Raw genomic sequence first — 23,475 nt, 5'->3', positions numbered from 1 at the left:
GCTTAATTGCTGAAACTCATGAGATCGATTTCTTCTCTATTCCTTCTTCTCTATTCCTTCTTCCTTCAATTAATTCCCCAAATTTTGAGATTTTTGTCTATACTGCCGCTAATAATAGTTTCACTATCGCTGCTAAAAGTAAGAGAAGTAACAGAGGTTTGATGTCCGCTGAGAGTGTGAATATGTTCGCCGGTACTGGCATTCCAAAATTTGATATTACCATCAGCACTAGCACTGACAACAGTAAGTCCGTCGGGACTAAAGGCGATCGCATTTATCGAGTTAAAATGCCCGGCCAAAGTGATTTGACTATCTGGATTCGATAGCTGCCGCAGTTGAATATTTCTGTCCCAGCCGCCAGTAGCCAACGTCTGGCCGTCTGGACTGAAAGCCAGACAATTCGCATAACCTTTAATTGTTTGGGAGCATTCTCTGCTGCGGAGGTTCCACAGCTTAATTGTACCGTCAGAACTGCTGCTAGCGAGAGTTTGTGCGATCGGGCTAAAAGCAAGACTAACAATTCCTGCTTTGCTGCGGAGACTCCACCGTTTAAATGTACCGTCAGAACTGCTGCTAGCGAGAGTTTGTGCGATCGGGCTACAAGCAAGACTAATAATTCTTGCTTGATCAGCTCCCCAAGTTAAATGATTACCAAAAGTACAGATTAACTTTCCCGTCTCTAAATTCCAAATTTTGATAGTAGTATCTGCCGAACCGCTGGCGATAACTTGACTGTCGGGACTGATGACAATTGCGCTAATTTCCTCTTCATGTCCGAGGGAAGTATGCCGCAATTCTCCTCCCTGCCAAATTTCGATCGCACGGTGTTTCGGAGTATTTCTGCTTCTCACAAAAACTTCGCTTTCTTGGCAAAGGACAAAAGTTTCTTGAGCGCGGGGATACTTGTTAACAGTATAGAGTATTTCTCCTGTCTCTACATCGCAAATTCTAATTATTTTCCCGTGCAAACTAGCCGTGCGAGATCCTCCGGGACTAATCGCAACATTTGTCCCTGTTTTGACAGTGCGGATGCAGTCAAAAAGTTTGTAAGGGACGAATTCTTTTAAAGCTTGGCGCACTAGAGGTTCTGTCCTCGATCGCAAAATTAAATAAGCAACTCGCTGCACTTCTGCTGCGGGGTCAAGCAGCGCCTCAATTGCTAAATTTAAACCAGCGCCTCCGTATTTAGGAGCATCTTTAACAGCGGCAATCCGCGACTCGATACTAGGACTGTTGAAGCGCTGCTTGACCCCGGCGATGCCTCCCAAAACAGCGCCGGCGATCGGGATTTGACTTTGGCCGCCGAGGACGGCATCATATTCTCTGGGTTGGTTAGAATTGTCGGCTATCATACGATTTTAGATTTTAGATTTTGGATTTTAGATTGAAGAATTGGATAAGTAAAAAAAGCGAACTCACGCACGGATAAATCGGGGCAATTGTTATCGGATACTCTGTTGTAATTTTCTGAACATATGAATCCGGGGGGTTGTAACCTGGCTGCTTTCGCTGACGCTCAAACCGCGTTTAAGATCGCAACTTCTAACTTATTGACTGTTGCAGTTTATAGTATTATAATCAAATCAGCGTTTCACACACAAATCCGAAAGTGATATGTCACACTTCACAACGATCAAGGTTCAGATCAAGAACGGCGAACTGCTACATCAACTGTTGGAAGAGTTGGGTTATCAAGTAGAGTGCAATGTGCAGGTACGGGGTTATCGGGGTGACAAAACTAATGCCGACTACGTGATTCGGCAATCCAACGGTTACGATTTGGGTTTTCGCCGCAGCGGAGAGGATTACGAATTGGTGGCGGATTTTTGGGGCGCTCGAATTAATCAGCAGGAATTTGTCAATTCAATCAGTCAAAAATACGCGCGCAAAAGTTTGATGGCGGCGGTGCAGTCAGAGGGTTTTCATGTTGAAGAAGAGGAAACTTTGGCCGATGGAACGGTGAGAGTTGTAGTCGGTCGATGGGTTTAAGAATCGCGCTTTATTAACTCGTTTTTATGTACCCAGGACTTACGCAAAATCGGGTTGAAAATCAGATTTATTCGTAAGTCCTAAGCTGTCGGGCATCTTGCGTTGTACTTTTCGGGCGGGGGGACACCCCACAAGAATTTCATCAAACTTGATTGTAAAATTTAGATGCGCCTGGGCTTAGTACCAAGAATAGAATTACCATGAAATTCGATCGCCCTGAACAACAAATTCAACAAAGTTGGGAGGCTAATGCTGACGCATGGATACAGGCGATCCAATACAACACAATCGAAAGTCGCCGGATAGCAACCGATGACGCTATTCTGCAAGCAGTGCTGCGCTATGGGCCTCGGCGTGTTTTGGATGTTGGATGCGGTGAAGGTTGGCTGACGCGCGCTCTAGCAAAGCGCGGTGTTGAGGTTGTTGGAGTTGATGGTTGCGCTGCTTTGGTCGATCGAGCTCGCGAGAAAGGAGGCAGTTGTTTTCAGGCGATCGGCTACGATGAGATTATTGCCGATCCAGCGATACTCGGTCAACCATACGATGGAATCGTCTGCAATTTCTCGCTACTGGGTGAGGAAATTGGAGATTTATTGCGATCGTTACGCAAAGTAATAGTCTCAGACGGACAACTGTCGATCCAGACAGTTCATCCATTCACAGCCTGTCAGGAACAGCCCTATGTTGATGGATGGAAAACCGAGACTTTCGACAACTGCGGCGGAGCTTTTCGAGAGCCAATGCCGTGGTATTTTCGCACAGTTAGTTCGTGGTTTCAACAAGTGTCGGAATCTGGCTGGAAGGTGTGTGAATTCGATGAGCAGACACATCCACAGACGAAAATTCCTCTTTCCCTGCTGCTGATTTGTCAGTCACCCGGCGATTGAAATCGCTGCATAGAGTCAAACGAAGTCCGAGCAGAGGGGGACTGAAGAGAAGAGAGCGGATTTGGTATAATGCGATCGTCGCGATATAATTAGAGTACACAGGTAAACGGCTATTAGCAAAAAAAGTTAATTACCCATGAACATTGCAGAGATAAAGACAGCAGTAAGATAACTTTCAAAAAATGAACTCGCAGAGTTTCTCCAATGGCTTGATGAGTTCCAAGCAGCTCTCGCCGATCGCCAGTGGATCGATGGTGTACGAGTTAAGATAGATGCTGCTGTTGCCATGTCCGAACATACTCCACCGATTGACGGCGAAACCTCTATTGCAGGGATTTGCGATCGTTTCCCAAAATAGCTTGTAGGCTGGGTTGTTGCTTTCATCGTAAGTGCGCGCCCAATCTTTAATTATCACTCTCTGAAACCAGCTTTCCCTTTTCAAAGGCGTCGTTGTCATTCTTGTTCTTCCTGGATTGCATCAGATTCATCCGCCTCCTTATTCTCATTATTTGACTCTTCAACTGTGCTGCTATTTTGATGGGTATTTTCCAATAAACCAGCCTGTTTTAACAAGTGTCTGAGTAATCCAAATTTTAAAAATTTATTACCGTGAATTGGCACAGAAATTCGGATTGAGCTTCCAGCTTTCCCGTAGATGTGGTGACTGCCTTGAACTCTTAATAATATCCAGTCATTACGTTCTAGCAGCTTTGCTAACTCTTTGCCAGACATGGAGTTCATATAGCAATCTCCATAATTTTGTCTCGCTCATTTGTCTCGATGGATTCAATATCTACACTAAGGCAACCTTCGATTGCTTCATAGAGGTTTTGCAGCAGTTCCTCGAAGGTTTCTCCCTCTGTTGCACAGCCAGGAATAGCAGGAACTTCTGCCCAGTATCCGCCTTCTTCTGCTTCGTGAATGATAATTTTGATTTTCACTTGATTCTCCTAATTTATTTTCAAAACTTACCTCTTTATTACTGTACCAGACTTTACTCCTCCAAGTCCACCTGTTTAACCTGCTCTAAAGGTATATCTAGCGCTTCTGCAATTTGCTCGTCGCTCAAGCCCAACTGCCGTAATTTATCTATTGTTTCAATCTTAGTTTGATTTTTGCTTTCCTCCTGCAAGTCGGGAGTTTCCGGCTGACTTTGATCTGGGGTAGGAGTAGAGGGAGTAGGGCAATTGTTAATATAGCTAATACCAATAAAATTTTGATTATTTTTATTAACCAAAGTTGTTATATTCTGATTTATATGTCGTTCTAGGACGGATTCAAGATTACTTTTTTTAACTTGTTCACCAAACACCTCAGATAACATTTGCAAAAGTTCGTGACAAGCATTTTTAACGTGCTGGGAGCTATAACCATAAGTTTCTGCAACGCCAGCATATCTTTGACGCTTCAGTATTCCCGCAAGAATCCCCCGCTGCAAGTTATTTAGATGTTTGCCTGTCTTGGCGCAAACAGCTTTATCGACAAATTGCAAGATCTCAGGACTGTCCATAGGTGGGATGGTGAGATAGGATGGTTACTATACCAAACTTTTTCCAGCTTTTTCCAACTTTTTGGGCTTGACAGGTGGTGAACAAGCTATTATATGTATTTATAGATAAAAATACATATAGCGGTTCTCACAAAGATGGAGTAAGCCTAAACCCAGTCTACTCAAGCTTTTTAAGTTGAAACCTCTACCTCATCTATCCAATAACTGCTATATACATCTGACCCATAAATACCAAGAGAAAATCGAAGTGTCTAATTTGCAAATATTTCATCTGCCCGAATGTATCACTGGAAGACAATCCGATATTGACCTAGCTCGCCAGATGATTCAGGCATGGAGAAGGGACGGTATCTTTCACGTGGCCACGAACAAAATACAGGAGCGAAAGAGCGAGAGAACTTTTGCCGCGAGCAGGCGGTTCTTTGGTATGCCTCTGGAGTCGAAATCCCAATTCATTAGCGATCTTACCTACAGTGGGTATATTGCTTCGGGCGAGGAAGTCACCGCTGGGGAGTCCGATTATTCCGAGATATTCACTGTTTGCAAAGATGTTCCACTAAATGATAGGCGTGTACAAGCGCAATGGCCTTGTCATGGTCCGGCGCCTTGGCCTGATGAGGACTACCAACAAAGCATGAAAGCATACATGGACGAGCTAGGCTCAATCGGCGAGAAATTGCTGAAACTGACGGCCCTGGGCTTGGAACTGGATGACATTAACGCTTTGACGGAATTGACCAAGGATGGTTGGCATCATATGCGCGTATTGCGATTCCCGGCGTTATCTCAAAAATCAACGAGAGGAATCGGTGCACATACTGATTACGGCTTATTGGTGATCGCGGCCCAGGATGATGTGGGTGGCCTCTATATACGTCCACCAGTTGAAGGGGAAAAGAGAAACAGAAATTGGCTGCCGACTGAAAGTATGGGGGGTATGTATGAAAATGAGGAACCCTGGATATTAGTGAAGCCTGTGCCAAGCGTACTAACGGTATTTCCTGGCGATATTCTGCAATTCCTCACCAATGGCTACCTCCTCTCAACACCACATAAAGTCAGGCTGAATACGAGGGAGCGATTTGCTATAGCCTACTTCCACGAGCCGAATTTCGAGGCTTGTGTCCGCCCTCTTTTCGCTCCCTCAAGCGATGAGCATATCCACTACGGCTCGCACTTTACAAATATGTTTATGAGGTGTTATCCAGACCGAATCACCACACGCCGGATTATTGACGAAAACCGCTTGTCAATTTTAGGTGTTTTGAAAAATGAGGGTCTTAGTCGTTTGACGACAGTGAAAAAAGCCATCGAATTGCAGAGATAAGAAGCAAAGTTTTTCGGTAGCAGGGATAACGATGCTTTCACCATAGCGATCGTCTTTATCCATGTATCCAGCTTCAAAATCAGTGCGCGATCGCCTAGTGAGGTATAATTGCAGTAGTTCCCTTGGGCCAATTGGATTCAGCAATATCTTCTTTTAAACTCACTTCCGAAAATATTTAAAATTGCATAATTGACGCTACTTGAAGATTAACTCCATCGGCTTGCCTCTAGAGTTTCCTGTGCAAAGATCCTACGCATCAAGATTGTTTCTCCCGCCAAATCGCCTCTCTCTCGGCTTATAAACCAGCCAATAAATCAGTCAAACCCACATTTTCATTTTCCATAATCGTTGCAATCCGATCGATTAATTGGGGAGCTTGAGGTTGTTTGGGATCAATCACAATCAGATTACCTATTGGGAGTAATACCAGCATATCTCCCTGATTAACATTGAGAGAATCTTGTAAAAACTGGGGAATAGTAATTTCCCCTCCCTGTCCCAGAACAATGGGAAATTATTGAATCTCTACATCCGTTTCTTGTGAAGTTATTGTCAGGACTTTAACCTCAGCCTTTAGTGTTAAGTTTTTAAGATTGTTTATTATAGCAAGGTTTGGGCATTGTACGTTTTGCCCGATCGCCCTAACCAGAAAACCCAAGTGCGATCGCCCGCAACTACCAAATCGTTTCAACGTCAGGAATATCATACCGCCGCGCGATCGCATCTTAGTTGCGATCGCGCGGCAATTGGTCGATCGCCTGGATGATGCAACGATCGGTCAAACAACGGGACTCAGTATTGAGGATGTGCGGAATTTGCGATCGCAATGAGATTTCTTTGCCAACAATAATCACAACTGCAAAGCCCCAGACACCTTGGCATTTTTAACACTTGAAATCCGAATCAAAGACCCTGATTTTACAGCAATCTTAGGTTTCCATTCATAAACCCCATCGCTAGTCGCGCGGTTGGCTATGCTTTCAACCAACTTATTCTCTTGATACAGCTCAATCTTGACCTCATCCTGAATATTATCTTTCCACAAAATTAAGTAAGGTTTATTTGCTTCCACCTGCACTTTTTCTGCTGGTTGAGCAACCACTATTTTTGGTGAAGCTGTCTGAGATTTTCTATTCCTAAATCCTAAATAGTGCGGCAGTTCGCGAGTGGCAATATTATTCGATTGAGGCAACATAATCTCCCCGACTTTAGGATTGAATAGATAAGTTGAGAGTCCGCCGTCGATCGTCACTATATCTCCTTTCACTCCGAATTCTCGCATTAACTTAGCTGCTGCATCTAATGTCGCTTCATTAACTGTGATAATTGCCAGCAATTCATTACCCTTGCGACCATCTTTGTCCAGCGTACCGATCACGTGATACCTATTTGCGGGATTTTTAGATATGAGTTTAGCTGGATGGTGCTTGTATTCGTAAGTGACAACTGCATTTTGTACTTCTTTTTGATTCAAGGGCGTTCCGGTTTGCGGTTCGTAATTTGTGATATATGCTTCTCGATCGTTCCAGACCAAAGCTTTCAATCGAACATTTTTATACTGCCCATCTTTTGGTTTCTTGACGGGGCCGTAGAGGCCGTTACCGCCAGTAATAACTTGACCGTTGAATTTGATAGGAAAAGATAGCTGCGTGCTGCGTTGGTATTGTTCAAAAAAAGAACAGTTAATCACGGAAAAAACATCGTTAGCGTAAAGCTTTTTGTATTCACCTGTAACTTCAGAGAATAACTTGGTCTTAAAGAAAGGACTGTAATATTTGTTTTCTCCCTGATAATACAATCCTTTATTGAAAGCCATCCGATCGACCTCTCCAATTAGCTGGTCTATTTGCATTTTTTGGACGTTAATAACTTGCAAATAAGCCTGATTTCCGTTGGGTAGTTCTTTTTTGTACAACTCTGCACCATCTCTGGTATCCACTGGTTGAAAATAACTGACTGGGCTGGAAATTTGTTCGATCGCAAAATGTGCAACTGCTGCCACAACAGCAACAGCAAAAATCATCAAAAAAAACGGCAAGATTTTTTTGAGTACGTTCATAAATATTAATTTGTTTCAAGACCACAACCCAAACTATCTTAAAAATAGCTTATACGCCGGATTTTTACTCTCATCCCCATACTGATAGCCCAGCGTATCCAAAAAAGCCTGCCATTCCTGCATCTCATCGGGCGGTACTTGAATTCCCACCACAATTCGCCCGTAATCTGCGCCGTTATTTCGATAGTGAAAAACGCTGATATTCCAGTTAGGGCTCATCGAACCGACAAACTTCATCAACGCACCCGGACGTTCGGGAAATTCAAAGCGATAAAACAATTCATGATCGGCCAGCATCGAACGCCCGCCCACCATATGCCGCACGTGCAATTTCGTTAATTCATCATCAGTTAAATCCAAAGTCTTGAAGCCACAATCTTCAAAACTTGCGGCTATATTCACCGCATCGGCACGGTTTTGAATTTGTACACCGATAAAAATATGTGCCTCTTTCTCATCCGCAATTCGATAGCTAAATTCAGTTAAATTGCGTTTTCCCAGACATTCGCAAAACCTGCGGAGACTTCCCGGTTGTTCGGGAATTGTAACTGCAAAAATGGCTTCGCGGCGTTCGCCAAACTCGGCTCTTTCTGCTACAAAACGCAGCCGATCGAAATTCATGTTCGCGCCGCAAGCCACAGCAATTAATGTTTGTCCTGCGATTTGTTCCCGTTCCACGTAAGCTTTCGCACCTGCGATCGCCAAAGCGCCAGCAGGTTCTAAGATCGATCGCGTATCTTCAAAAACATCCTTAATCGCCGCGCAAACATCATCCGTAGCCACCAAAATAATCTCATCCACATACTCCTGACACAACCGAAAAGTTTCCTCCCCCACTTCCCGCACAGCAACGCCATCAGCAAATAAACCCACCTGCGACAAACGCACCCGTTTACCTGCTTTCAGCGATTGATTCATTGCATCGGAATCGATGGGTTCGACGCCAATAATCTTAATTTCCGGCCGCAACCGCTTGACATAGGCCCCAATTCCCGAAATCAATCCGCCGCCGCCAATTGCCACAAAAATCGCATGAATTGGTTTTTGATGTTGCCGCAGAATTTCCATGCCGATCGTACCCTGTCCCGCAATTACGTGCGGGTCATCAAAAGGGTGAATAAAAGTTAAACCTTTTTCCGCCTCTAATTGGCGCGCAAAGGCGTAGGCATCGTCGTAGGTATCCCCATGCAAAACTACCTCTCCGCCCCGGGATATGACCGCATTTACCTTCACCTGCGGCGTCGTTACGGGCATGACTATGATCGCGCGAGTTCCCAGGTGGCGGGCGGCGAGGGCGACTCCTTGGGCGTGGTTGCCGGCGGAAGCTGCAATGACACCTTGTGCTAGCAAATCCGGCGACAGTTGCGCCATTTTGTTGTACGCACCCCGCAGCTTGAAGGAAAACACCGACTGCATATCCTCTCGCTTCAGCAAAAGTTTATTGTTGAGCCGTGCTGATAGATTGGGGGCTACTTCTAGGGCTGTTTCTTGAGCAACATCGTAGACGCGGGCGGTGAGGATTTGTACCAGGTAATCGCAAAGCATGGGGTTAGCAGGTTGGTTGATGCCGGATGGTGGGATAATTGTAGGGCACTTGTGTTAGTATTTTGCGGGGAATTGGCGATCCTCTTCCAGGGCTTCGCTAACGGGCGATCGCAACTTTCCAATAATAACTTTTCCCTTTGGGAACATAAGGAGCCTGAAGACTATGAATAATATTTCGTTTTTGCCGTTTACCCCGGTTATAAAATCCGGTTTGTGAGCGTATTAGTCCGTAATCCTTAATTTAGTATGTAAATTCATGAACGTACAAATTACAGATTTGCGTGCGGTTGACGAGCCAAAAGTTCAACAGGTAGCTAGATTAATAGTTGAAGGTTTTAAAGAGCATTGGCCCGATGCTTGGCCCGATCTAAAATCTGCTTTGCAAGAAGTGCAAGAATCTTTCGGAGCCGATCGCATCAGTCGAATTGCTGTCGGCGACAGCAATCAAGTTTTGGGATGGATTGGCGGGATTAAACAGTATGACGGTAATGTTTGGGAACTGCACCCGCTGGTAGTGAGAACAGAATTTCGCGGACAAGGAATTGGTCGATCGCTCGTAGCTGATTTGGCAACAGAAGCTAAAAACCGGGGAGGGATCGTGCTGTGGGTGGGCACCGACGACGAAGACAATCAAACAACTCTTTCAGGCATCAATCTTTATCCTAACGTTTGGGAACACATCGCCAAAATTAGAAACTTGCGCGGTCATCCCTACGAATTTTATCAAAAAATGGGTTTTGCGATCGTCGGAGTGATGCCCGACGCGAACGGAATTGGCAAGCCAGATATTTTCATGGCAAAGCGGTTGTAAAGTTTAATGTAGGTTCTCAATTTACTGGCCGGTGGCTTGCCAATCCAACACTTAGCAAAATTAGTGGTTGAAAGTTTCCCAGAAAATCGGTCTAGTCTGGACGTGCGAACCCCGTTCGAGGGTCGCTAATAAACAAACCCAGAACTAACGAATCCATCACCGTATCCCAGACCGGAGTCAAACGCTCTGCATCGTCTACCCAGTAATCAAAAGTAATCAAACACTGAACATTAGAACCCAATCCAATACAGATTCGCGAATAAGCTTCCCGCTGTTCTGGAGGGTCGATAAACTTAAATTCAGTCCAAACAATGCGGGCAGTTTGCCGCTTCAATTGGATAATTTCCCCAGGAGCGATCGGATTCCGCGTATCATCTTCAACCACCTTCTGTAATAGCGGTACTAGCGGAAAATCTGCCCAGTTACCAGGCGGTAGCAAATTAAACGAAACCTCCAAACAACAATCATCATCCGGCGGCTTTTTATCCGTAAATCGGAACGACTTAGTATCGGGTTCAAAATGCCAATCTTCGGGGACATCAAAGCGGACTGCACCTCTTCCTGCTACAAAAATCCGAGTTCCAGGCTTTGATTTCCAATTGTGGTCTTCTTTGAGTTCTAGGGTTTCCTTGAGCCATTCTTGCTTTTTGCGCTTAGACATAAACAGAACACCAAATTACTGCTAATGTGTAGTTTTAGACTTGGCAAACACATTTTAACCTTATTTTGCTCGCCGTTTGCTCAAATATAACAATCCTTACAAAAATTATGAATTCCTCTCTTCTCTATTCCTCTGCGCCTCTGCGGTAAAAAAGAATTCCTTTCACAATTGGCTAACTTTTATTTTTCACTCTTTGGAATCACATACCTAATTCCGCCTTTATTCCCAGCCGCATCGCCCTTATAACGCGGGATCACATGAATAGCCGCGTGAGTTCGACTTTGACCTGCCTGTTTATTAATATTTATTCCCACATTAAACCCGTCAGGCTGAAATTCTTTACTTAACATCTCTTGTACCTTATTAGCCATAAACCAGCAAGCAGATTGCTCTCGAAACGGCAGTTCAAAATAATTTGCAACGTGACGCTTGGGGATGATTAAAACATGACCTTTGCTGGCGGGATAACCGTCAAACATCGCATAAGCTGTTGCTGATTCAGTTAGTAAAATTAGGTTTTTATACGGATTGCAGAATATGCAGTTATTAGTAGAATTTCTTTGATGGTTGTAATGCACGTATTTGTAAATTTCGCAATACTCATCTAGGTGAACTGGCTTAAATGGAAGTTTGACAATGCACTGATATGTAGGCTTTTTGTGAACATAATGTTCTCGGAAGCCTTCTTTTTTGATATCCCTTCTTACCGCAAAATACGCATTACCTCCCGGTTTCAACAGGTGCGACACTTCCATCAGGACATTAGCTTGTTCTTCAGGAAACAAAACATTCAAAACATAAAAACAAATGATTGTGTCAAATTTATCTTCGGGGAATTCCGGGAAATAATAAGGGTCGTAACCCGCAATATTCAAGCCTTTTTGCTGCAACAATCTAACATCGCTGCCGAAGCCGCACCCAAAATCTAAGACTTTCCCTTGCAGCAAGTTTTTATCCAATAAAAATCTGGCTGGAAATGACAGGGAAATTCTTTCGATTGCTGTCAGGTGGCTAAATTTATTTTGTTGCTTTTTCATGGTGGCATAGATTTGATTTAAATAAATATTCTTCCGTCCGCGCACCATCCGGACGAGAGTTTGTGTCGTACCGATTTCAAGATCCGAATGTTATATAAAAATTTTATCATTATTGCAGTTTGGCGATCGCCCCTTTTTCTACCAACACCTTACCAGTCACCAAATCTCGCACCGTCGCCAACAAAACCCGCCTCTCATCCACCTCAAAACTCACCGAAACCCTGTCAATTCCCAATACTCCGGGCGGATTCAAATGCGCTACGCAAACCTGCTGGTGATGGCTTTCCAGAGACCGAAAATCCGTTTTTTTGTTGAGCAAGCTGCTCGTCATTTGCCCTTTTTCGTTAAAAATAACCTCCGCTTGCGATACCTCCGCAACTTCCCCAATATCTAACCGAATTTCCCTTTGCCCTTCAATTGCCACTTGCAGCGTCAACTCTTCGGAACTTTCACAGGGATACTTCATTTCCTTGCTAAATATCGGCGAATAAGCATAAGCTTTAGCATAAGGTTCCCAGAGGCGAATTGCATAGCTGTGGCGCAAATAATCGTCAACTCTCGCTAATTGTGTCAAGGCTAAAGCACCGTGCGCCACGGCTTCAAAAGGCTTGTCTCTTTGGACTTTTTGCCGCCCAAAATACGAAACCACTACATTAGATACAGCCGGAATTAGAGAAGTTCCTCCTACCAGCAAAACCTGTTCGATATCTGCTTTACCGATACCTTTTCCCTGTGCAATGCTCAGCACTTCATCTAAACTTTCCCGCAACTGTTCTAACAACTGCCTAGATTCCAGAATTTCCTCAAGCTTGTCTCGGTTTAGCTGCAAGTCGTAAGACATAAAATTTTCATCGTCAAACCAGCTTTCCTTAGCCTCATTAACTTGAGAAAGTTGAATTTTTAATTTTTCCGCTATTTCTAATAAGTTTTGCCACCCAACTGCGCCGACTTCTGCCCGCGACGAACCAATTTGCCGCAAATAATCTTCGACAATCCAGATATCAATATCTTCGCCGCCGACATAAGCATCCGATTTTGCCAACACTTCGGCACGCACCCCCCCCAGCCCCCCCTTGTTAAGGGGGGGAGCGAGATTTCTCCCCCCCTTGACAAGGGGGGGTAAGGGGGGGGCTAGAGCAGTACGGACTAAACTTAAATCTAAAGTTCCGCCGCCAAAATCAACTACTAAAACTAGAGAACCGGGGCGTTTGACTGCATATCCTAGGGCTGCTGCTGTGGATTCATCTATTAGCTGAACTTCCGAAACTCCCAAAGATTCTGCTAAATCGCGAAACCAATCCAGATATCGCTCAAATGCTCCTACGGGTACTGTAAAAATTACTTTGTCTGGCTGTATATTTTGTATATATAACTGCTTCCAAATAGTTTTGATAAACTGTTCTGCTACTGATGTTGATGTGTATGTTTCTCCATCAATATTGCGGGGTGGTGGCTGAAAGTCAGCGGCTAAATTGCATTTAAAAGCTTTAAAAAAACGGTCTGGCTGGGCTTGCCCCAAACGCTGCGATCGCACTTTTTCTCCCAATATTAACTCTCCCGCACTTTTCACAAATACCAAAGTCGGTACTACAGGTATTTCTCGGGGATCTTCACTCGATTTATGCGTTTTAAAAATGCGGGATATCTCGCCCAATCTTAAAGTTTCTGGTGTTTGCGTATCCGGGTTGAGAATGCAGACAACCGTGTTGCTGGTGCCGAAGTCAATGGCAACTGTAGTCATGGTGATTTTAGATTTCAGATTTTAGATTTTATTTTTTATGCTGCCCAGGGTGGTGCAGCTAACTTTACTTTATATGACTTACGAATCTACTCTATTTGTAGGGTCGCATTGCGCTCCTCACTTAATTTTTTATGCCTCCTGGCAGCGTGCGACTAACTTTAGCAGGAGTAAGAATTCGCTCTCCCTCCCGATACCCGACAAACCGAATATAAACTAATTCTCCTTCTGTTATATCCTCAACATCTGGCTGGTGCAACTGCGGATTGTAAGCAGTTTGTTCCCACGCAGAACCAATCGTTTCAAAATCCCAGCTTGATAACAGATTTTCTAACGGAGTAAAAAGAGCAGAAAGATTTTTGGCTGGCATATCAGGCTTGGCCTCTGCCATTTTGCGGGCGGCGGGATAGTTGGTTAACAAAGTTTGCAACTGTTCAAATGTAGCGCGGCGAAAATCGGCAGTTAGTTGAGTTTTTTGCTGCTGCAATTCTTCTCGCAGCCGGAAACACTGCTGCCTTAATTCTTCAATTTCGGTGGGATTAGTTGTGATTGTAGCCGATATTGGCAGCGCGATCAAAGTGCGATCGAACTCTTGAAAATTCAAATTCAGCACTTTTGCCAGCCGCCTCAGTTGGTCTAGCTTGAGGTTTCCCACGTCTCCCTGTCGCACTAAACGCACCGCGTAGCGACTTAAGCCTGCTTTTTCGCCTAAATCTTGCCAATCGAGAATGTCTAGCTGATTCATGCGTTCCCGCAGAATTGTATCGTACTTAAACTCGATCGCATCTCCCGCCTCAGATGCAGCATAAAGGTAGACTAAAATTAGAAAAATGCCCCCGACAGCCAGCGCGAAGCTGAAGGCAGGCACTGTTGTTACATCAACTGTTGCACCGAGGATCTCAAACATCTTTAACTCTTCTAAACTTGTTTTAAAGTCTGCGTTTGTTCAACGCTCAAATTTTCTTCGCCTTGGTAATATTCTGGCAACAAGTCTTGAGATTCTACTTTTCCGAGAGATTTTTCAATTCCGGCGGTGGTTTCGGTGCAACTCGAACCTGTGGCGTTGAGGACGGTTTCGGTAATTTTGCCGTCTTTGCCTATACGGTATTCTATTTGGCGGTATTCGGCCATAATTCTGCCTCTTGGTTTAATGCTTGAGTGTTGACTGCTGAGTGTTGAGTTATATTATAGATTCTATTTCCCAATTATTCTAATGAATTTTTGTAGCGACAATGCAACCGGGGTTTCGCCGGAAATTATGGCAGCGATTGCAGCAGCTAATTGCGGTGCTGTGATGTCTTACGGAGATGATGAATATACAAAGCGTTTGCAAGTTGAATTTTCGGATTTGTTCGAGACATCGGTGACTGTTTTTCCTGTAGCAACTGGTTCTGCTGCTAATGCGCTAGCCCTTGCGGTTGTCACTCCTCCTTACGGGGCTATTTACTGTCACGCCGAATCTCATATTAATCTAGATGAATGCGGCGCGCCGGAGTTTTTTACAGGCGGTGCAAAGTTAGTAACAGTAACAGGAAATCATGGTAAAATAGAGGCAGAGACTTTAGGAAAAATACTCGATCGCGCTGGTGCAGGTGTCGTCCACCACGTACAGCCGGCAGCCGTCAGCATCACTCAAGCAACGGAAGCCGGAACTGTCTACAATCCAGCGGAAATTTCCCACATTTCGGAAGTGGTTCGCAGCCACAATTTGCACCTGCACATGGATGGAGCTCGCTTTGCCAATGCTGTCGCCAGTTTGGGCTGTTCTCCTGCGGATGTTACTTGGCGCGCCGGTGTCGATATTCTCTCCTTTGGAGCGACAAAAAACGGCGCGATGGCTGCGGAAGCTGTGGTTTTTTTTAATTCAGAATTGGCAAAGACTTTTCCTTTTTATCGCAAGCGCAGCGGCCATCTTTTCTCTAAAATGCGGTTTTTGTCGGCGCAGTTGGAAGCGTACATAACGGATGATTTGTGGCTGAAAAATGCGGCTCATGCAAATAATATGGCAGCAAAATTAGCCGAAGGTTTGGCGGGAGTTGAGGGAGCGAAGTTTTGCCATCGAGTTGAAGCTAACGAGATTTTTATTCAACTTCCCGAATCGATAATTACAGCGGTTTTAGCTGAGGGCTTTCTGTTTTATCGGTGGGATGAATGTACTATTAGACTGGTAACGGCTTTTAATACTCTGGAAGCCGATGTTGTTGCTTTGGTGGAAGCAGTTAAACGACATCAGTAATTATTTCGTAAGGGCGGGTTTTACGAATAATATTTGACGAGTACCAACAATCTAGATCAACCCGTTCCCCACAACTGACAACCCGCATCAACATTAAATTTGGATCGAATGCGGAAAATGTACATTGTGATTTTTCGTTTGATCGGAGCGGGTTTGAGAGATTGTTGGTTATTTACAATTATTGTTTGTGGCACCAGCCCTACATTTTAATAGGTTGAGGAATAGGTTCTGCAACTGCGGCTAGTTCTGGTTCAACTGCTTCGAGGTGTGCTTCTAAAAGCGCCAGATTTCTCATGTTTGATTTATAAAAAGCATCGAAGATATCTCCGACTAAAGGTACCGATCCCACAACGGCTTCTAGACCGATATTGTAAATCATTTTGCCTAGAGTCTTTTGGGGGATGTTGAATCGAGTTGCTAAATAAATTAGGTAGGCGGAAAATGCGGTATCTACGATATCCCCAGCACCCGGAACTAAACCGATAATCGGGTCTAAACCAATGCGAAATTTAGTGCCGGGGATGCCAATGGCGGTATCCATCAGGCGGCTGAGTTTGCGGATGCGGTTGAGGGTGGCGAGACGCTCTATGTTGTTCATATTATTATTGTTGAACTAGGTTGAAAATTTGAAATCTGTCGGAAGAGGGAAAAAAAACATCTAGAAACCGCTCATTCTCGATCTTCGCTAATATGCTGAATTCCCCATTCGTGCATGGCATTAATAATCGGTTTGAGACTTTCGCCCAAAGGCGTTAGCGAATATTCAACTTTTGGCGGCACTTGCAGGTAAATTTCCCGGTGTACGATCGCGTCTGATTCCATTTCCCGCAGTTGCTGCGTCAGCATCTTCTGAGTAATGCCGTTTACAGCTCGTTGCAGCTCGTTAAAACGCTTCACTCCTTGAAACAACTCCCGCAGAATCAAGACTTTCCAGCGCCCGCCTATCACATCTAGAGTGCGTTCTACAGGGCAATTTGCTCGATCGACGTTTACTTCTTGGACTTGCATAGTATCTTTTTGGTAACTACCGCACTTTTAAGTGCGTACTATCCATAATAGCTTGACTCGGTTTAAAATAAAAACATCAAAGAAACACCCGATAAATTTCACTGAGGATTCAGAAAATGATTACCGTCAGAAAAAGTGAAGCAAGAGGACACGCTAATCACGGTTGGCTGGACAGTTACCACACATTTTCTTTTGCCGGCTATTACGATCCAAATTATATGAATTTTCGCTCTTTACGGGTAATTAATGAGGATTTCGTTAGCCCCGGCAGAGGTTTCGGCACTCACGGGCACAGCGACATGGAAATCATTACTTATGTATTAGAAGGAGCATTAGAACACAAGGATAGTTTGGGTACCGGTGCAGTGATTAAACCCGGTGAAGTGCAGCGGATGAGTGCAGGTACGGGTATCCAGCACAGCGAGTTCAATAACTCGCAAACAGACGCAGTTCATTTGCTGCAAATCTGGCTGTTACCCGATACAAAAGGCTTGCAGCCGAGTTACGAGCAGCGGGAGTTTCCAGTGGAAGAAAGGCGCGGAAAACTGCGATTAGTGGCGGCGCGAGATGCCAGAGATGGTGCTGTGAAAGTGCATCAAGATGTGGATTTGTATGCGGCTGTTTTGGATAAAGACTCGCGGGTTTCTCATGCTTTGCAGCCGAATCGCCATGCTTGGGTGCAAGTGGCTCGCGGCTCGGTTTTGCTCAACGGTTTGCCTTTGAAAAATGGCGACGCTGCGGCGGTTAGCGGCGAGTCTGAATTGGCGATTGAAGCTACGGAAGATGCTGAATTTTTGCTGTTTGATTTGGCATAATATTGAATGCAAAATCCCCGACTTCTTGGAGAAGTCGGGGATTTAATTCGCTGGTATGTGACAGCTCAAAAGGATTTCAAGAATTAACAGAAATATTCTTTTTAGGTCGTCCGCCTTTCTTGCCATTTTTCCGTGCTGCTGCCGATTTAGAGTTTGAAGTTGCCTGTCCTCCCTTCCTTCCTAATTCAGCCATCCAAGATTTTGTCCCAAAAATACCTGCGATAAGTTCGGGAATGCCAAAATCAACATCTAAGCTTTCCCAGTGCACGCTGCTACCGGAAGGTGGTAGCCAAACATCAGCAAGTTGTTCTGGTGAAGCATCTTCTAAGCCTTGTGCTAGCTTTGGCGGAAAAGAAAAAATAGCACCGTTTTTCAGTTTGATCGCAATTAAATCTTCAGACTGATTGTAATATACAGATTCGGCGCGGGGCTCTGTAACCTCGGCTTGTTTCCATGCTTCTTTGGCTTTGGCTATTTGCTCTAGAAGATTTTCTTCGGTTAATTCTTTGTCCCAGTTTTTAAATGCCATGTATTTCCTCCCATTTACTTAACAGCATTTCTTGATTGGTCGCTATAAGTTTAAGTGCATTCACGATGTCTTTATTCTTGATTCTCTCGTCAGCCTTAACTAAAGTAGGAGGTGCTTCTTCATTGCCAATATTAATCTTGATTTCCATCTGGTTAGCATCATTTTTTCTCCCTTTGAAAACGTGGACATGAGCGGGAATATGGTCGTTAGTATAGATGTAAACAAATAAATTGTTCTTGATATCTTCTATAACTTGGGGCATAATTTTATTGTTAATTTTAAAAATTTTTATATATTATGTATGATAACCCAAGCGTTTGGTTTTGTCAAGTGCAGATGCCTTACTATTGATATTTTGCACCTGCCGTTACAGTCCGCAAGGGACTTAAGTTCCTTGCTCAAAGCTGAAGTCATATTGAGAGGGCTGAATAAGTTAATGGTTGAAAGTCACTCGGCGGTTGAAACCGCTACTATACAAACAAAGTCCGCCTGCGCGGACTAAGAAATTAATCAGCGATCCAATATTTTGTGCCAAAAATACCTGCTACAAGTTCGGCAATGCCAAAATCAACAATATCGAAGCTTTCCCAGTGCACGCTGCTGCCAGAAGGAGGCAGCAAAACATCAGCAAGCTGTTCTGGTGAAGCACCTTCTAAGCTTTGTGCCAGCTTTGGAGGAAAACAAAAAATAGCGCCGTTTTTCAGTTTGATAACTATTAAATCTTCCGACTGGTTATACTGCACGGATTCGGCACGCGACTCTGTAGCCTCAGCGTTTTTCCATGCTTGCTTGGCTTGGGCTATTTGCTCTCGGAGATTTTCCTCAGTTAATTCTTTGTCCCAGTTTCTAAATACCATATATTTCTTGCCATCGGTTTTGTTAAGTTTGGATGCTTGATTATTGCTGCATGGGATTGTGTTAAGCGGACTGTGAAGAAAATTATACTTAATCCTGGGTTACTACTTAGGAAATAAGTAAATAGGAGGAAGAAAGTGAATTTTATTTGTGGTATTTTTGCTAAGGTTAAGTGTTTAGGATAAATTGTTATGCAAGAAAACCCGATCGCCAGGAAGCATCTTATTGGGAGCCTCATCACTGGTTTAGCAGTTGGCGCGATCGCGGGCGCACCTATCGGCTGGATGGCTAATGGGTATTATTCCGAGCAGCGTTTGGCTCAAATTCTGATTTGCCGAGAAAAGAATAGAGATCAGCCAGTTGCGATTGTTGAGGCTAGGTGCGGTTCCCGATTCTAAATTTTTATGCTAGCCAGAGGGCTGTGTCACATATTGTGAGGCTTGTGCGAATGTCGAAAGTTCGATCGTCGCGCAGGCATTTTGGCGTTGTTAACCGTCAATCGATTTTAGATTTTAGATTTTAGATTTTAGATTTTAGAATTGAAGCATTGACAAGGCCCAAAAACGGATACGCTGCCACGTACTTAAGTCGTGGAAAAATAAAAATTTTAGACCCTAGTTCAAGCTTCCAGATTTATCTGTGGGGTAAATCTAAAATCTAAAATCTAAAATCTAAAATCGACTGACCGCACGGATAAATTCGGGGGCTCCTTTATCGGATACAGGTTTTTTATTTCTGGACCGATGAATCCGGGGGCTTGTATCCTGGATGCTTTCGGTCAATATGCCACAAACCGGAAAAGTTATCCGTCAGTTGATATATGGGTATGTTAAATTTACACAATAATGAATTACAGCAGAACAATTCCGGCTATTTTGAGTGCTACGATCGCCCTGAGTTCGATCGCCCTCATCCCAATCACATCACCTCAAATTGCCCTCGCATTAACCGCCGACAAAGTTAAAACCGTTGCCCAACAAATTACGGTTCGCATCCAGGGCCCAAAAGGCGGTTCGGGAGTAATTTTAGAGAAACAAGGCAGCACATACTATATTCTCACAAATTGGCACGTTGTCGATAAAGCCGGCGGTTACGAGGTCGTAACTCCCGACGGCAAAGCTCACTCTGTATCATACAGCCTCGTGCGGCGAGTGCCGGGGATGGATTTAGCCGTCGTACCCTTCAGCAGCACTCAAAGCTACCCCCTGGCTCAATTAGCCAATTCCGCAGCAACTAAGGGAAACAAGGCTTATGTGGCCGGCTGGCCGATATCCGGCGGTTCTCTGAGACAGCCGATTTTCATCGCCACGGAAGGTCAGCTTACCGGCCGCCAAACTCCCTGGAACGGCTATACTTTGGTCTACAACAACTTAGTGAGAGCGGGCATGAGTGGGGGGCCGGTGCTCGATGATGCGGGGCGAGTTGTCGCAATTAACGGCATTGTCAGGTTAGAGGACAATTCCGATAAAATCGTGGCTGCGGGAATAGAAATTAATACTTTCATGAAATGGCGATCGACTGTTTCGCTGCCAGTAGTTCCCCAATCTCCTACTGCCGGAAATCCGAAAACTCCGGCGAATAATGCGCCCCGCCGGCCAGCAAGTGCGATCGCCTTTGCTGCTACAAATACCCTCAAAGGGCCTTCGGAAGTTGTCAGTTCCCTTGCCCTAGCTTCAGCTTATTTTACTACAGGAAATAGCAACGGCACAATCTCAGTTTGGAATTTTCCCAGCGGGCAATTAAAAACTACCCTGCAAGGACACACGGAAGCCGTAAACGCACTGGGCGCGAGTGCGGATGGCAAGGTATTAGCTAGCGGTAGCGACGACAAAACTGTGAAAATTTGGAATTTAGAAACTGGCGCGGTTGTACGCACTTTGAGCGGGCATTCCAATGCAGTTTCGAGCGTTGCCGTTAGTCCCGACGGTCAATTTGTAGCCAGCGGCAGTTGGGACAAAACGATTAAGCTTTGGAACCCGAAAACGGGGGAGTTGCTGCGGACTTTGACCGGGCATTCTGGGTTGGTGAATGCTGTTGCAATCAGTCCCGACAACAAAACTTTAGCTAGCGGCAGCAAAGACGGTTCAATTAGGTTGTGGAATTTAGCTAGCGGTCAAGCAATTCGCACGATTGGCGGCAAAAACTTGTCTGTTTTGTCGCTAGCTTTTACTCCCGACGGCAAAAGTTTAGCGGCGGGAAATAGCAACGGCACTGTTGGTTTGTGGAATGTCGGAAACGGGCAGTTAATTCGGCGTTTGAGCGGGCATACTGATGGAGTTTGGTCTGTGGCATTCAGTCGGGATGGCACTACGTTGGTTACTGGGAGTTGGGATAAGAGTGTGAGACTTTGGGATGTGCGATCGGGCGAATTGAGAGGTAATTTGAGCGGTCATGCTGGCTACGTTAGCGCTGTGGCGATTAGCAGCGACGGTAAGACTATTGTTAGTGCGGGTTGGTTGGGGGAAATCAAGATTTGGAAAAGGAGTTGAGATTTTTTTGAACGAACCGCCAAGGCGCGTTACGCGGAGGGGCGCGTAAGCGCTACTCAACCTAGAAACAGCCCCGCCTCTGTAGCGAAGCCAGCTACTTGAGGGTTGGGGTAGGCACGGACTCTACTGGTAGGGTGCGTCAGTTCGTAGCGATTCGATGCACATGGGCTCATCATTTCCGGGTTCCGCACCCTACTACGTAGCATTTTGCTTCAAAGTACGATCGACACTTATGATAGATTTGGTTCTTGCAGGACTACACTAAAAGACAAAATCAAATTAAGATTTGCGCCATAAATTCGATCGACCCGCTGTGCTGGGGGACTCTGCACTTGGCGGAGTCAATCTAAAATCTAAAATCTAAAATCTAAAATCGCGTGACTTCTGACAAATGATTGAAGTAGAACACTTAAGCAAAACTTACGGTTCGACCGCAGCGATCGCGGACGTGTCTTTTTCGGTCGAATCAGGAGAAATTCTCGGGTTTTTGGGGCCAAACGGCGCTGGCAAAACCACAACTATGCGGATTTTGTCGGGATATTTGCCGGCATCCAGCGGTACCGCCCGCATCGCCGGCCTCGACGTTCACGAAAACTCGATGGCAGTCAGACAGCGCATCGGCTATCTGCCGGAAAACCCGCCGCTTTATCCAGAAATGACTGTGGAAGGGTTTCTGTTTTTTGTGGCCAGGATTAAGCAAGTACCTGCGGGCGATCGCGCGCGACGAGTTACCTCCGCGATCGAACGCTGCGGCCTGATTGATAAACGCAAAGTTTTAATCCGCAAACTTTCTAAAGGATTTCGGCAGCGCGTCGGTATCGCCCAGGCGATCGTCCACGACCCCCCGGTAATTATCTTAGACGAACCAACCGTCGGCCTCGACCCCCGACAAATCATCGAAGTCCGCAATTTAATCAAAAGTCTTGGCGGCCAGCACACAATCATCCTTTCCACGCACATTCTCCCCGAAGTCAGCATGACTTGCAACCGCGTCACCATCATCAATCGCGGTAAAATCGTCGCTGCGGGTACTCCCGAAAATTTGATGGGAGAGTTGGCCGCCGGAGAGGGCTACGAACTCGAAGTTGAAGGCGAGGCTGATTTGGTAAACAGTCTGCTGTTGCCTTCTTTGGAAAATGTGCCGGGAGTTCGATCGGTCGAATTAATTCCAAGCCAGCAATTTTTAGCAAGTCGTTACCGCCTGCGGGCCTTGTGCGAATCGGACATAGAACCCGGACGAGAAATTGCCGCAGCTATTATCACCTCGGGATTCGGACTTTGCGAAATGCGCCGCAATCGGGCTAGTTTGGAAGATGTGTTTTTAAGGCTGACAGCGGCTGAAAAAAAACCGGAAGAAAATCTGGTTCACAGCGAACCGGAGGTCGATCGAAATCTGCAAGAAGCGGCAGAAACTCCAGACTCGAGCGCGGATTCTCCTCAATCGGAATCGCAACCGATTGTCGAAAATCTGATAGTTTCAGATAGGCAAGAGTCGATCGAGCATCCTCAACCAGAATCTGAACCAGTTGTAGAAACTCTAGAGTCGATCGAGCATCCTCAACCAGAACCGATTGTCGAAAATCTAGAAGTTTCAGAAACTCTAGAGTCGATCGAGCATCCTCAACCAGAACCGATTGTCGAAAATCTGCCCGTTGTTTCAGATAGGCAAGAGTCGATCGAGCATCCTCAACCAGAACCGATTGTCGAAAATCTGCAAGTTGTTTCAGAAACAGTAGAGTCGATCGAGCATCATGAACCAGCATCGGAACCAGTTGTAGAAACCGTCGAGTCGATCGAGCCTCATCAACCAGAACCGATTGTCGAAAATCTGCAAGTTGTTTCAGAAACCGTCGAGTCGATCGAGCATCCTCAACCAGCATCGGAACCAGTTGTAGAAACAGTAGAGTCGATCGAGCATCCTCAACCAGAACCGATTGTCGAAAATCTGCAAGTTGTTTCAGAAACAGTAGAGTCGATCG

General features: G+C 45.1%; 26 protein-coding genes and 1 pseudogene. 10 read left to right on the top strand and 17 right to left on the bottom strand.

The features are described 5' to 3' along the window. Positions 1-65: 65 nt before the first annotated feature. The gene (locus QUA20_RS11900) at positions 66-1,352 is read right to left on the bottom strand and encodes a WD40 repeat domain-containing protein (protein ID WP_333189015.1); all 1,287 of its coding nucleotides are present in this window, start codon (positions 1,350-1,352) and stop codon (positions 66-68) included. A 262-nt stretch (positions 1,353-1,614) separates the two neighbouring features. Here QUA20_RS11900 and QUA20_RS11895 point away from each other — a divergent pair, with 262 nt between their 5' ends. Together QUA20_RS11895 and QUA20_RS11890 are read left to right on the top strand one after the other, a co-directional pair. Then, a complete protein-coding gene (locus tag QUA20_RS11895; RefSeq protein ID WP_333189013.1) occupies positions 1,615-1,989 on the top strand; it encodes a DUF1257 domain-containing protein in 375 nt (124 codons plus the stop codon). 200 nt (positions 1,990-2,189) lie between these two features. Continuing rightward, complete coding sequence (locus QUA20_RS11890) at positions 2,190-2,876, top strand: class I SAM-dependent methyltransferase (RefSeq protein WP_333189012.1); 687 nt, start codon at positions 2,190-2,192, stop codon at positions 2,874-2,876. A gap of 175 nt (positions 2,877-3,051) precedes the next feature. Here the strand turns inward: QUA20_RS11890 and QUA20_RS11885 are convergent, their stop codons facing one another. The 4 genes from QUA20_RS11885 to QUA20_RS11870 are packed head-to-tail and all read right to left on the bottom strand — an operon-like array spanning position 3,052 to position 4,386. Continuing rightward, the gene (locus QUA20_RS11885; protein ID WP_333189010.1) at positions 3,052-3,333 is read right to left on the bottom strand and encodes a hypothetical protein; all 282 of its coding nucleotides are present in this window, start codon (positions 3,331-3,333) and stop codon (positions 3,052-3,054) included. Continuing rightward, positions 3,330-3,617, bottom strand: a complete 288-nt coding sequence (locus QUA20_RS11880) for a type II toxin-antitoxin system HicA family toxin (RefSeq protein ID WP_333189008.1) — start codon at positions 3,615-3,617, stop codon at positions 3,330-3,332. The genes QUA20_RS11885 and QUA20_RS11880 overlap by 4 nt, the downstream gene beginning before the upstream one ends. Beyond that, positions 3,614-3,817 (bottom strand): type II toxin-antitoxin system HicB family antitoxin, encoded by a 204-nt coding sequence (locus QUA20_RS11875; RefSeq protein WP_332960085.1) that lies wholly within the window; start codon positions 3,815-3,817, stop codon positions 3,614-3,616. The genes QUA20_RS11880 and QUA20_RS11875 overlap by 4 nt, the downstream gene beginning before the upstream one ends. A gap of 53 nt (positions 3,818-3,870) precedes the next feature. Beyond that, on the bottom strand, positions 3,871-4,386 hold the full coding sequence (locus tag QUA20_RS11870) for a hypothetical protein (RefSeq protein ID WP_333189006.1): 516 nt from the start codon (positions 4,384-4,386) through the stop codon (positions 3,871-3,873). A 247-nt stretch (positions 4,387-4,633) separates the two neighbouring features. Between QUA20_RS11870 and QUA20_RS11865 the strand changes: the two genes are divergently transcribed. Together QUA20_RS11865 and QUA20_RS11860 are read left to right on the top strand one after the other, a co-directional pair. Beyond that, positions 4,634-5,713: a 2-oxoglutarate and iron-dependent oxygenase domain-containing protein gene (locus tag QUA20_RS11865; protein WP_333189004.1), complete on the top strand. Its 1,080-nt coding sequence runs from the start codon at positions 4,634-4,636 to the stop codon at positions 5,711-5,713. A gap of 593 nt (positions 5,714-6,306) precedes the next feature. Continuing rightward, on the top strand, positions 6,307-6,543 hold the full coding sequence (locus QUA20_RS11860; protein ID WP_333189002.1) for a hypothetical protein: 237 nt from the start codon (positions 6,307-6,309) through the stop codon (positions 6,541-6,543). 20 nt (positions 6,544-6,563) lie between these two features. Here the strand turns inward: QUA20_RS11860 and QUA20_RS11855 are convergent, their stop codons facing one another. After that, positions 6,564-7,772, bottom strand: coding sequence for a hypothetical protein (locus QUA20_RS11855; RefSeq protein ID WP_333189000.1), 1,209 nt, complete (start codon positions 7,770-7,772; stop codon positions 6,564-6,566). A gap of 33 nt (positions 7,773-7,805) precedes the next feature. After that, complete coding sequence (gene ilvA, locus QUA20_RS11850) at positions 7,806-9,338, bottom strand: threonine ammonia-lyase, biosynthetic (RefSeq protein ID WP_333189096.1); 1,533 nt, start codon at positions 9,336-9,338, stop codon at positions 7,806-7,808. Between the two features lie 235 nt (positions 9,339-9,573). Between ilvA and QUA20_RS11845 the strand changes: the two genes are divergently transcribed. Continuing rightward, complete coding sequence (locus QUA20_RS11845; protein ID WP_333188998.1) at positions 9,574-10,128, top strand: GNAT family N-acetyltransferase; 555 nt, start codon at positions 9,574-9,576, stop codon at positions 10,126-10,128. Positions 10,129-10,219: 91 nt separating this feature from the next. Here the strand turns inward: QUA20_RS11845 and QUA20_RS11840 are convergent, their stop codons facing one another. The 5 genes from QUA20_RS11840 to QUA20_RS11820 form a co-directional block, all read right to left on the bottom strand. After that, positions 10,220-10,789: a hypothetical protein gene (locus QUA20_RS11840; protein WP_333045531.1), complete on the bottom strand. Its 570-nt coding sequence runs from the start codon at positions 10,787-10,789 to the stop codon at positions 10,220-10,222. A gap of 179 nt (positions 10,790-10,968) precedes the next feature. Then, the gene (locus QUA20_RS11835; protein WP_333188996.1) at positions 10,969-11,826 is read right to left on the bottom strand and encodes a bifunctional class I SAM-dependent methyltransferase/HIT family protein; all 858 of its coding nucleotides are present in this window, start codon (positions 11,824-11,826) and stop codon (positions 10,969-10,971) included. 109 nt (positions 11,827-11,935) lie between these two features. Then, on the bottom strand, positions 11,936-13,567 hold the full coding sequence (locus QUA20_RS11830) for an Hsp70 family protein (protein WP_333188994.1): 1,632 nt from the start codon (positions 13,565-13,567) through the stop codon (positions 11,936-11,938). Between the two features lie 121 nt (positions 13,568-13,688). After that, positions 13,689-14,471: a helix-turn-helix transcriptional regulator gene (locus QUA20_RS11825; RefSeq protein ID WP_333188992.1), complete on the bottom strand. Its 783-nt coding sequence runs from the start codon at positions 14,469-14,471 to the stop codon at positions 13,689-13,691. An 11-nt stretch (positions 14,472-14,482) separates the two neighbouring features. Next, positions 14,483-14,695 (bottom strand): DUF2997 domain-containing protein, encoded by a 213-nt coding sequence (locus QUA20_RS11820; protein WP_333188991.1) that lies wholly within the window; start codon positions 14,693-14,695, stop codon positions 14,483-14,485. An 82-nt stretch (positions 14,696-14,777) separates the two neighbouring features. Between QUA20_RS11820 and QUA20_RS11815 the strand changes: the two genes are divergently transcribed. Continuing rightward, positions 14,778-15,800, top strand: a complete 1,023-nt coding sequence (locus QUA20_RS11815) for a beta-eliminating lyase-related protein (protein ID WP_333188989.1) — start codon at positions 14,778-14,780, stop codon at positions 15,798-15,800. Between the two features lie 199 nt (positions 15,801-15,999). Here the strand turns inward: QUA20_RS11815 and QUA20_RS11810 are convergent, their stop codons facing one another. Beyond that, a complete protein-coding gene (locus QUA20_RS11810; RefSeq protein WP_333106950.1) occupies positions 16,000-16,398 on the bottom strand; it encodes a DUF4112 domain-containing protein in 399 nt (132 codons plus the stop codon). 71 nt (positions 16,399-16,469) lie between these two features. Beyond that, the gene (locus QUA20_RS11805; RefSeq protein ID WP_333188987.1) at positions 16,470-16,808 is read right to left on the bottom strand and encodes a helix-turn-helix domain-containing protein; all 339 of its coding nucleotides are present in this window, start codon (positions 16,806-16,808) and stop codon (positions 16,470-16,472) included. Positions 16,809-16,924: 116 nt separating this feature from the next. On the opposite strand from QUA20_RS11805, the gene QUA20_RS11800 reads away from it, so the two are divergent. After that, positions 16,925-17,623, top strand: coding sequence for a pirin family protein (locus QUA20_RS11800; protein ID WP_333188985.1), 699 nt, complete (start codon positions 16,925-16,927; stop codon positions 17,621-17,623). Positions 17,624-17,699: 76 nt separating this feature from the next. On the opposite strand, the gene QUA20_RS11795 is transcribed toward QUA20_RS11800, so the two are convergent. The 3 genes from QUA20_RS11795 to QUA20_RS11785 all read right to left on the bottom strand — a co-directional run bounded on the left by QUA20_RS11795 (position 17,700) and on the right by QUA20_RS11785 (position 19,009). Beyond that, complete coding sequence (locus QUA20_RS11795) at positions 17,700-18,152, bottom strand: DUF2442 domain-containing protein (RefSeq protein WP_333188983.1); 453 nt, start codon at positions 18,150-18,152, stop codon at positions 17,700-17,702. Continuing rightward, positions 18,142-18,414: a DUF4160 domain-containing protein gene (locus QUA20_RS11790; protein WP_333188981.1), complete on the bottom strand. Its 273-nt coding sequence runs from the start codon at positions 18,412-18,414 to the stop codon at positions 18,142-18,144. The genes QUA20_RS11795 and QUA20_RS11790 overlap by 11 nt, the downstream gene beginning before the upstream one ends. Positions 18,415-18,658: 244 nt before the next feature. Then, the gene (locus tag QUA20_RS11785) at positions 18,659-19,009 is read right to left on the bottom strand and encodes a DUF2442 domain-containing protein (protein ID WP_333188979.1); all 351 of its coding nucleotides are present in this window, start codon (positions 19,007-19,009) and stop codon (positions 18,659-18,661) included. A gap of 189 nt (positions 19,010-19,198) precedes the next feature. Between QUA20_RS11785 and QUA20_RS11780 the strand changes: the two genes are divergently transcribed. The 3 genes and pseudogenes from QUA20_RS11780 to QUA20_RS11770 all read left to right on the top strand — a co-directional run. Further along, on the top strand, positions 19,199-19,405 hold the full coding sequence (locus QUA20_RS11780; RefSeq protein WP_172187881.1) for a hypothetical protein: 207 nt from the start codon (positions 19,199-19,201) through the stop codon (positions 19,403-19,405). A gap of 447 nt (positions 19,406-19,852) precedes the next feature. Then, a complete protein-coding gene (locus QUA20_RS11775) occupies positions 19,853-21,496 on the top strand; it encodes a WD40 domain-containing protein (protein WP_333188976.1) in 1,644 nt (547 codons plus the stop codon). Positions 21,497-21,887: 391 nt separating this feature from the next. Next, positions 21,888-22,964 (top strand): annotated as a pseudogene (locus QUA20_RS11770) (ABC transporter ATP-binding protein); the annotation flags it as partial. Between the last annotated feature and the right edge of the window lie 511 nt (positions 22,965-23,475).

Origin of the sequence: Microcoleus sp. Pol7_A1, assembly GCF_036701085.1 — a bacterium.
GTDB classification, from domain to species: Bacteria; Cyanobacteriota; Cyanobacteriia; order Cyanobacteriales; family Microcoleaceae; genus Microcoleus; species Microcoleus asticus.
This window is presented reverse-complemented; position numbering and strand designations above follow the sequence as displayed.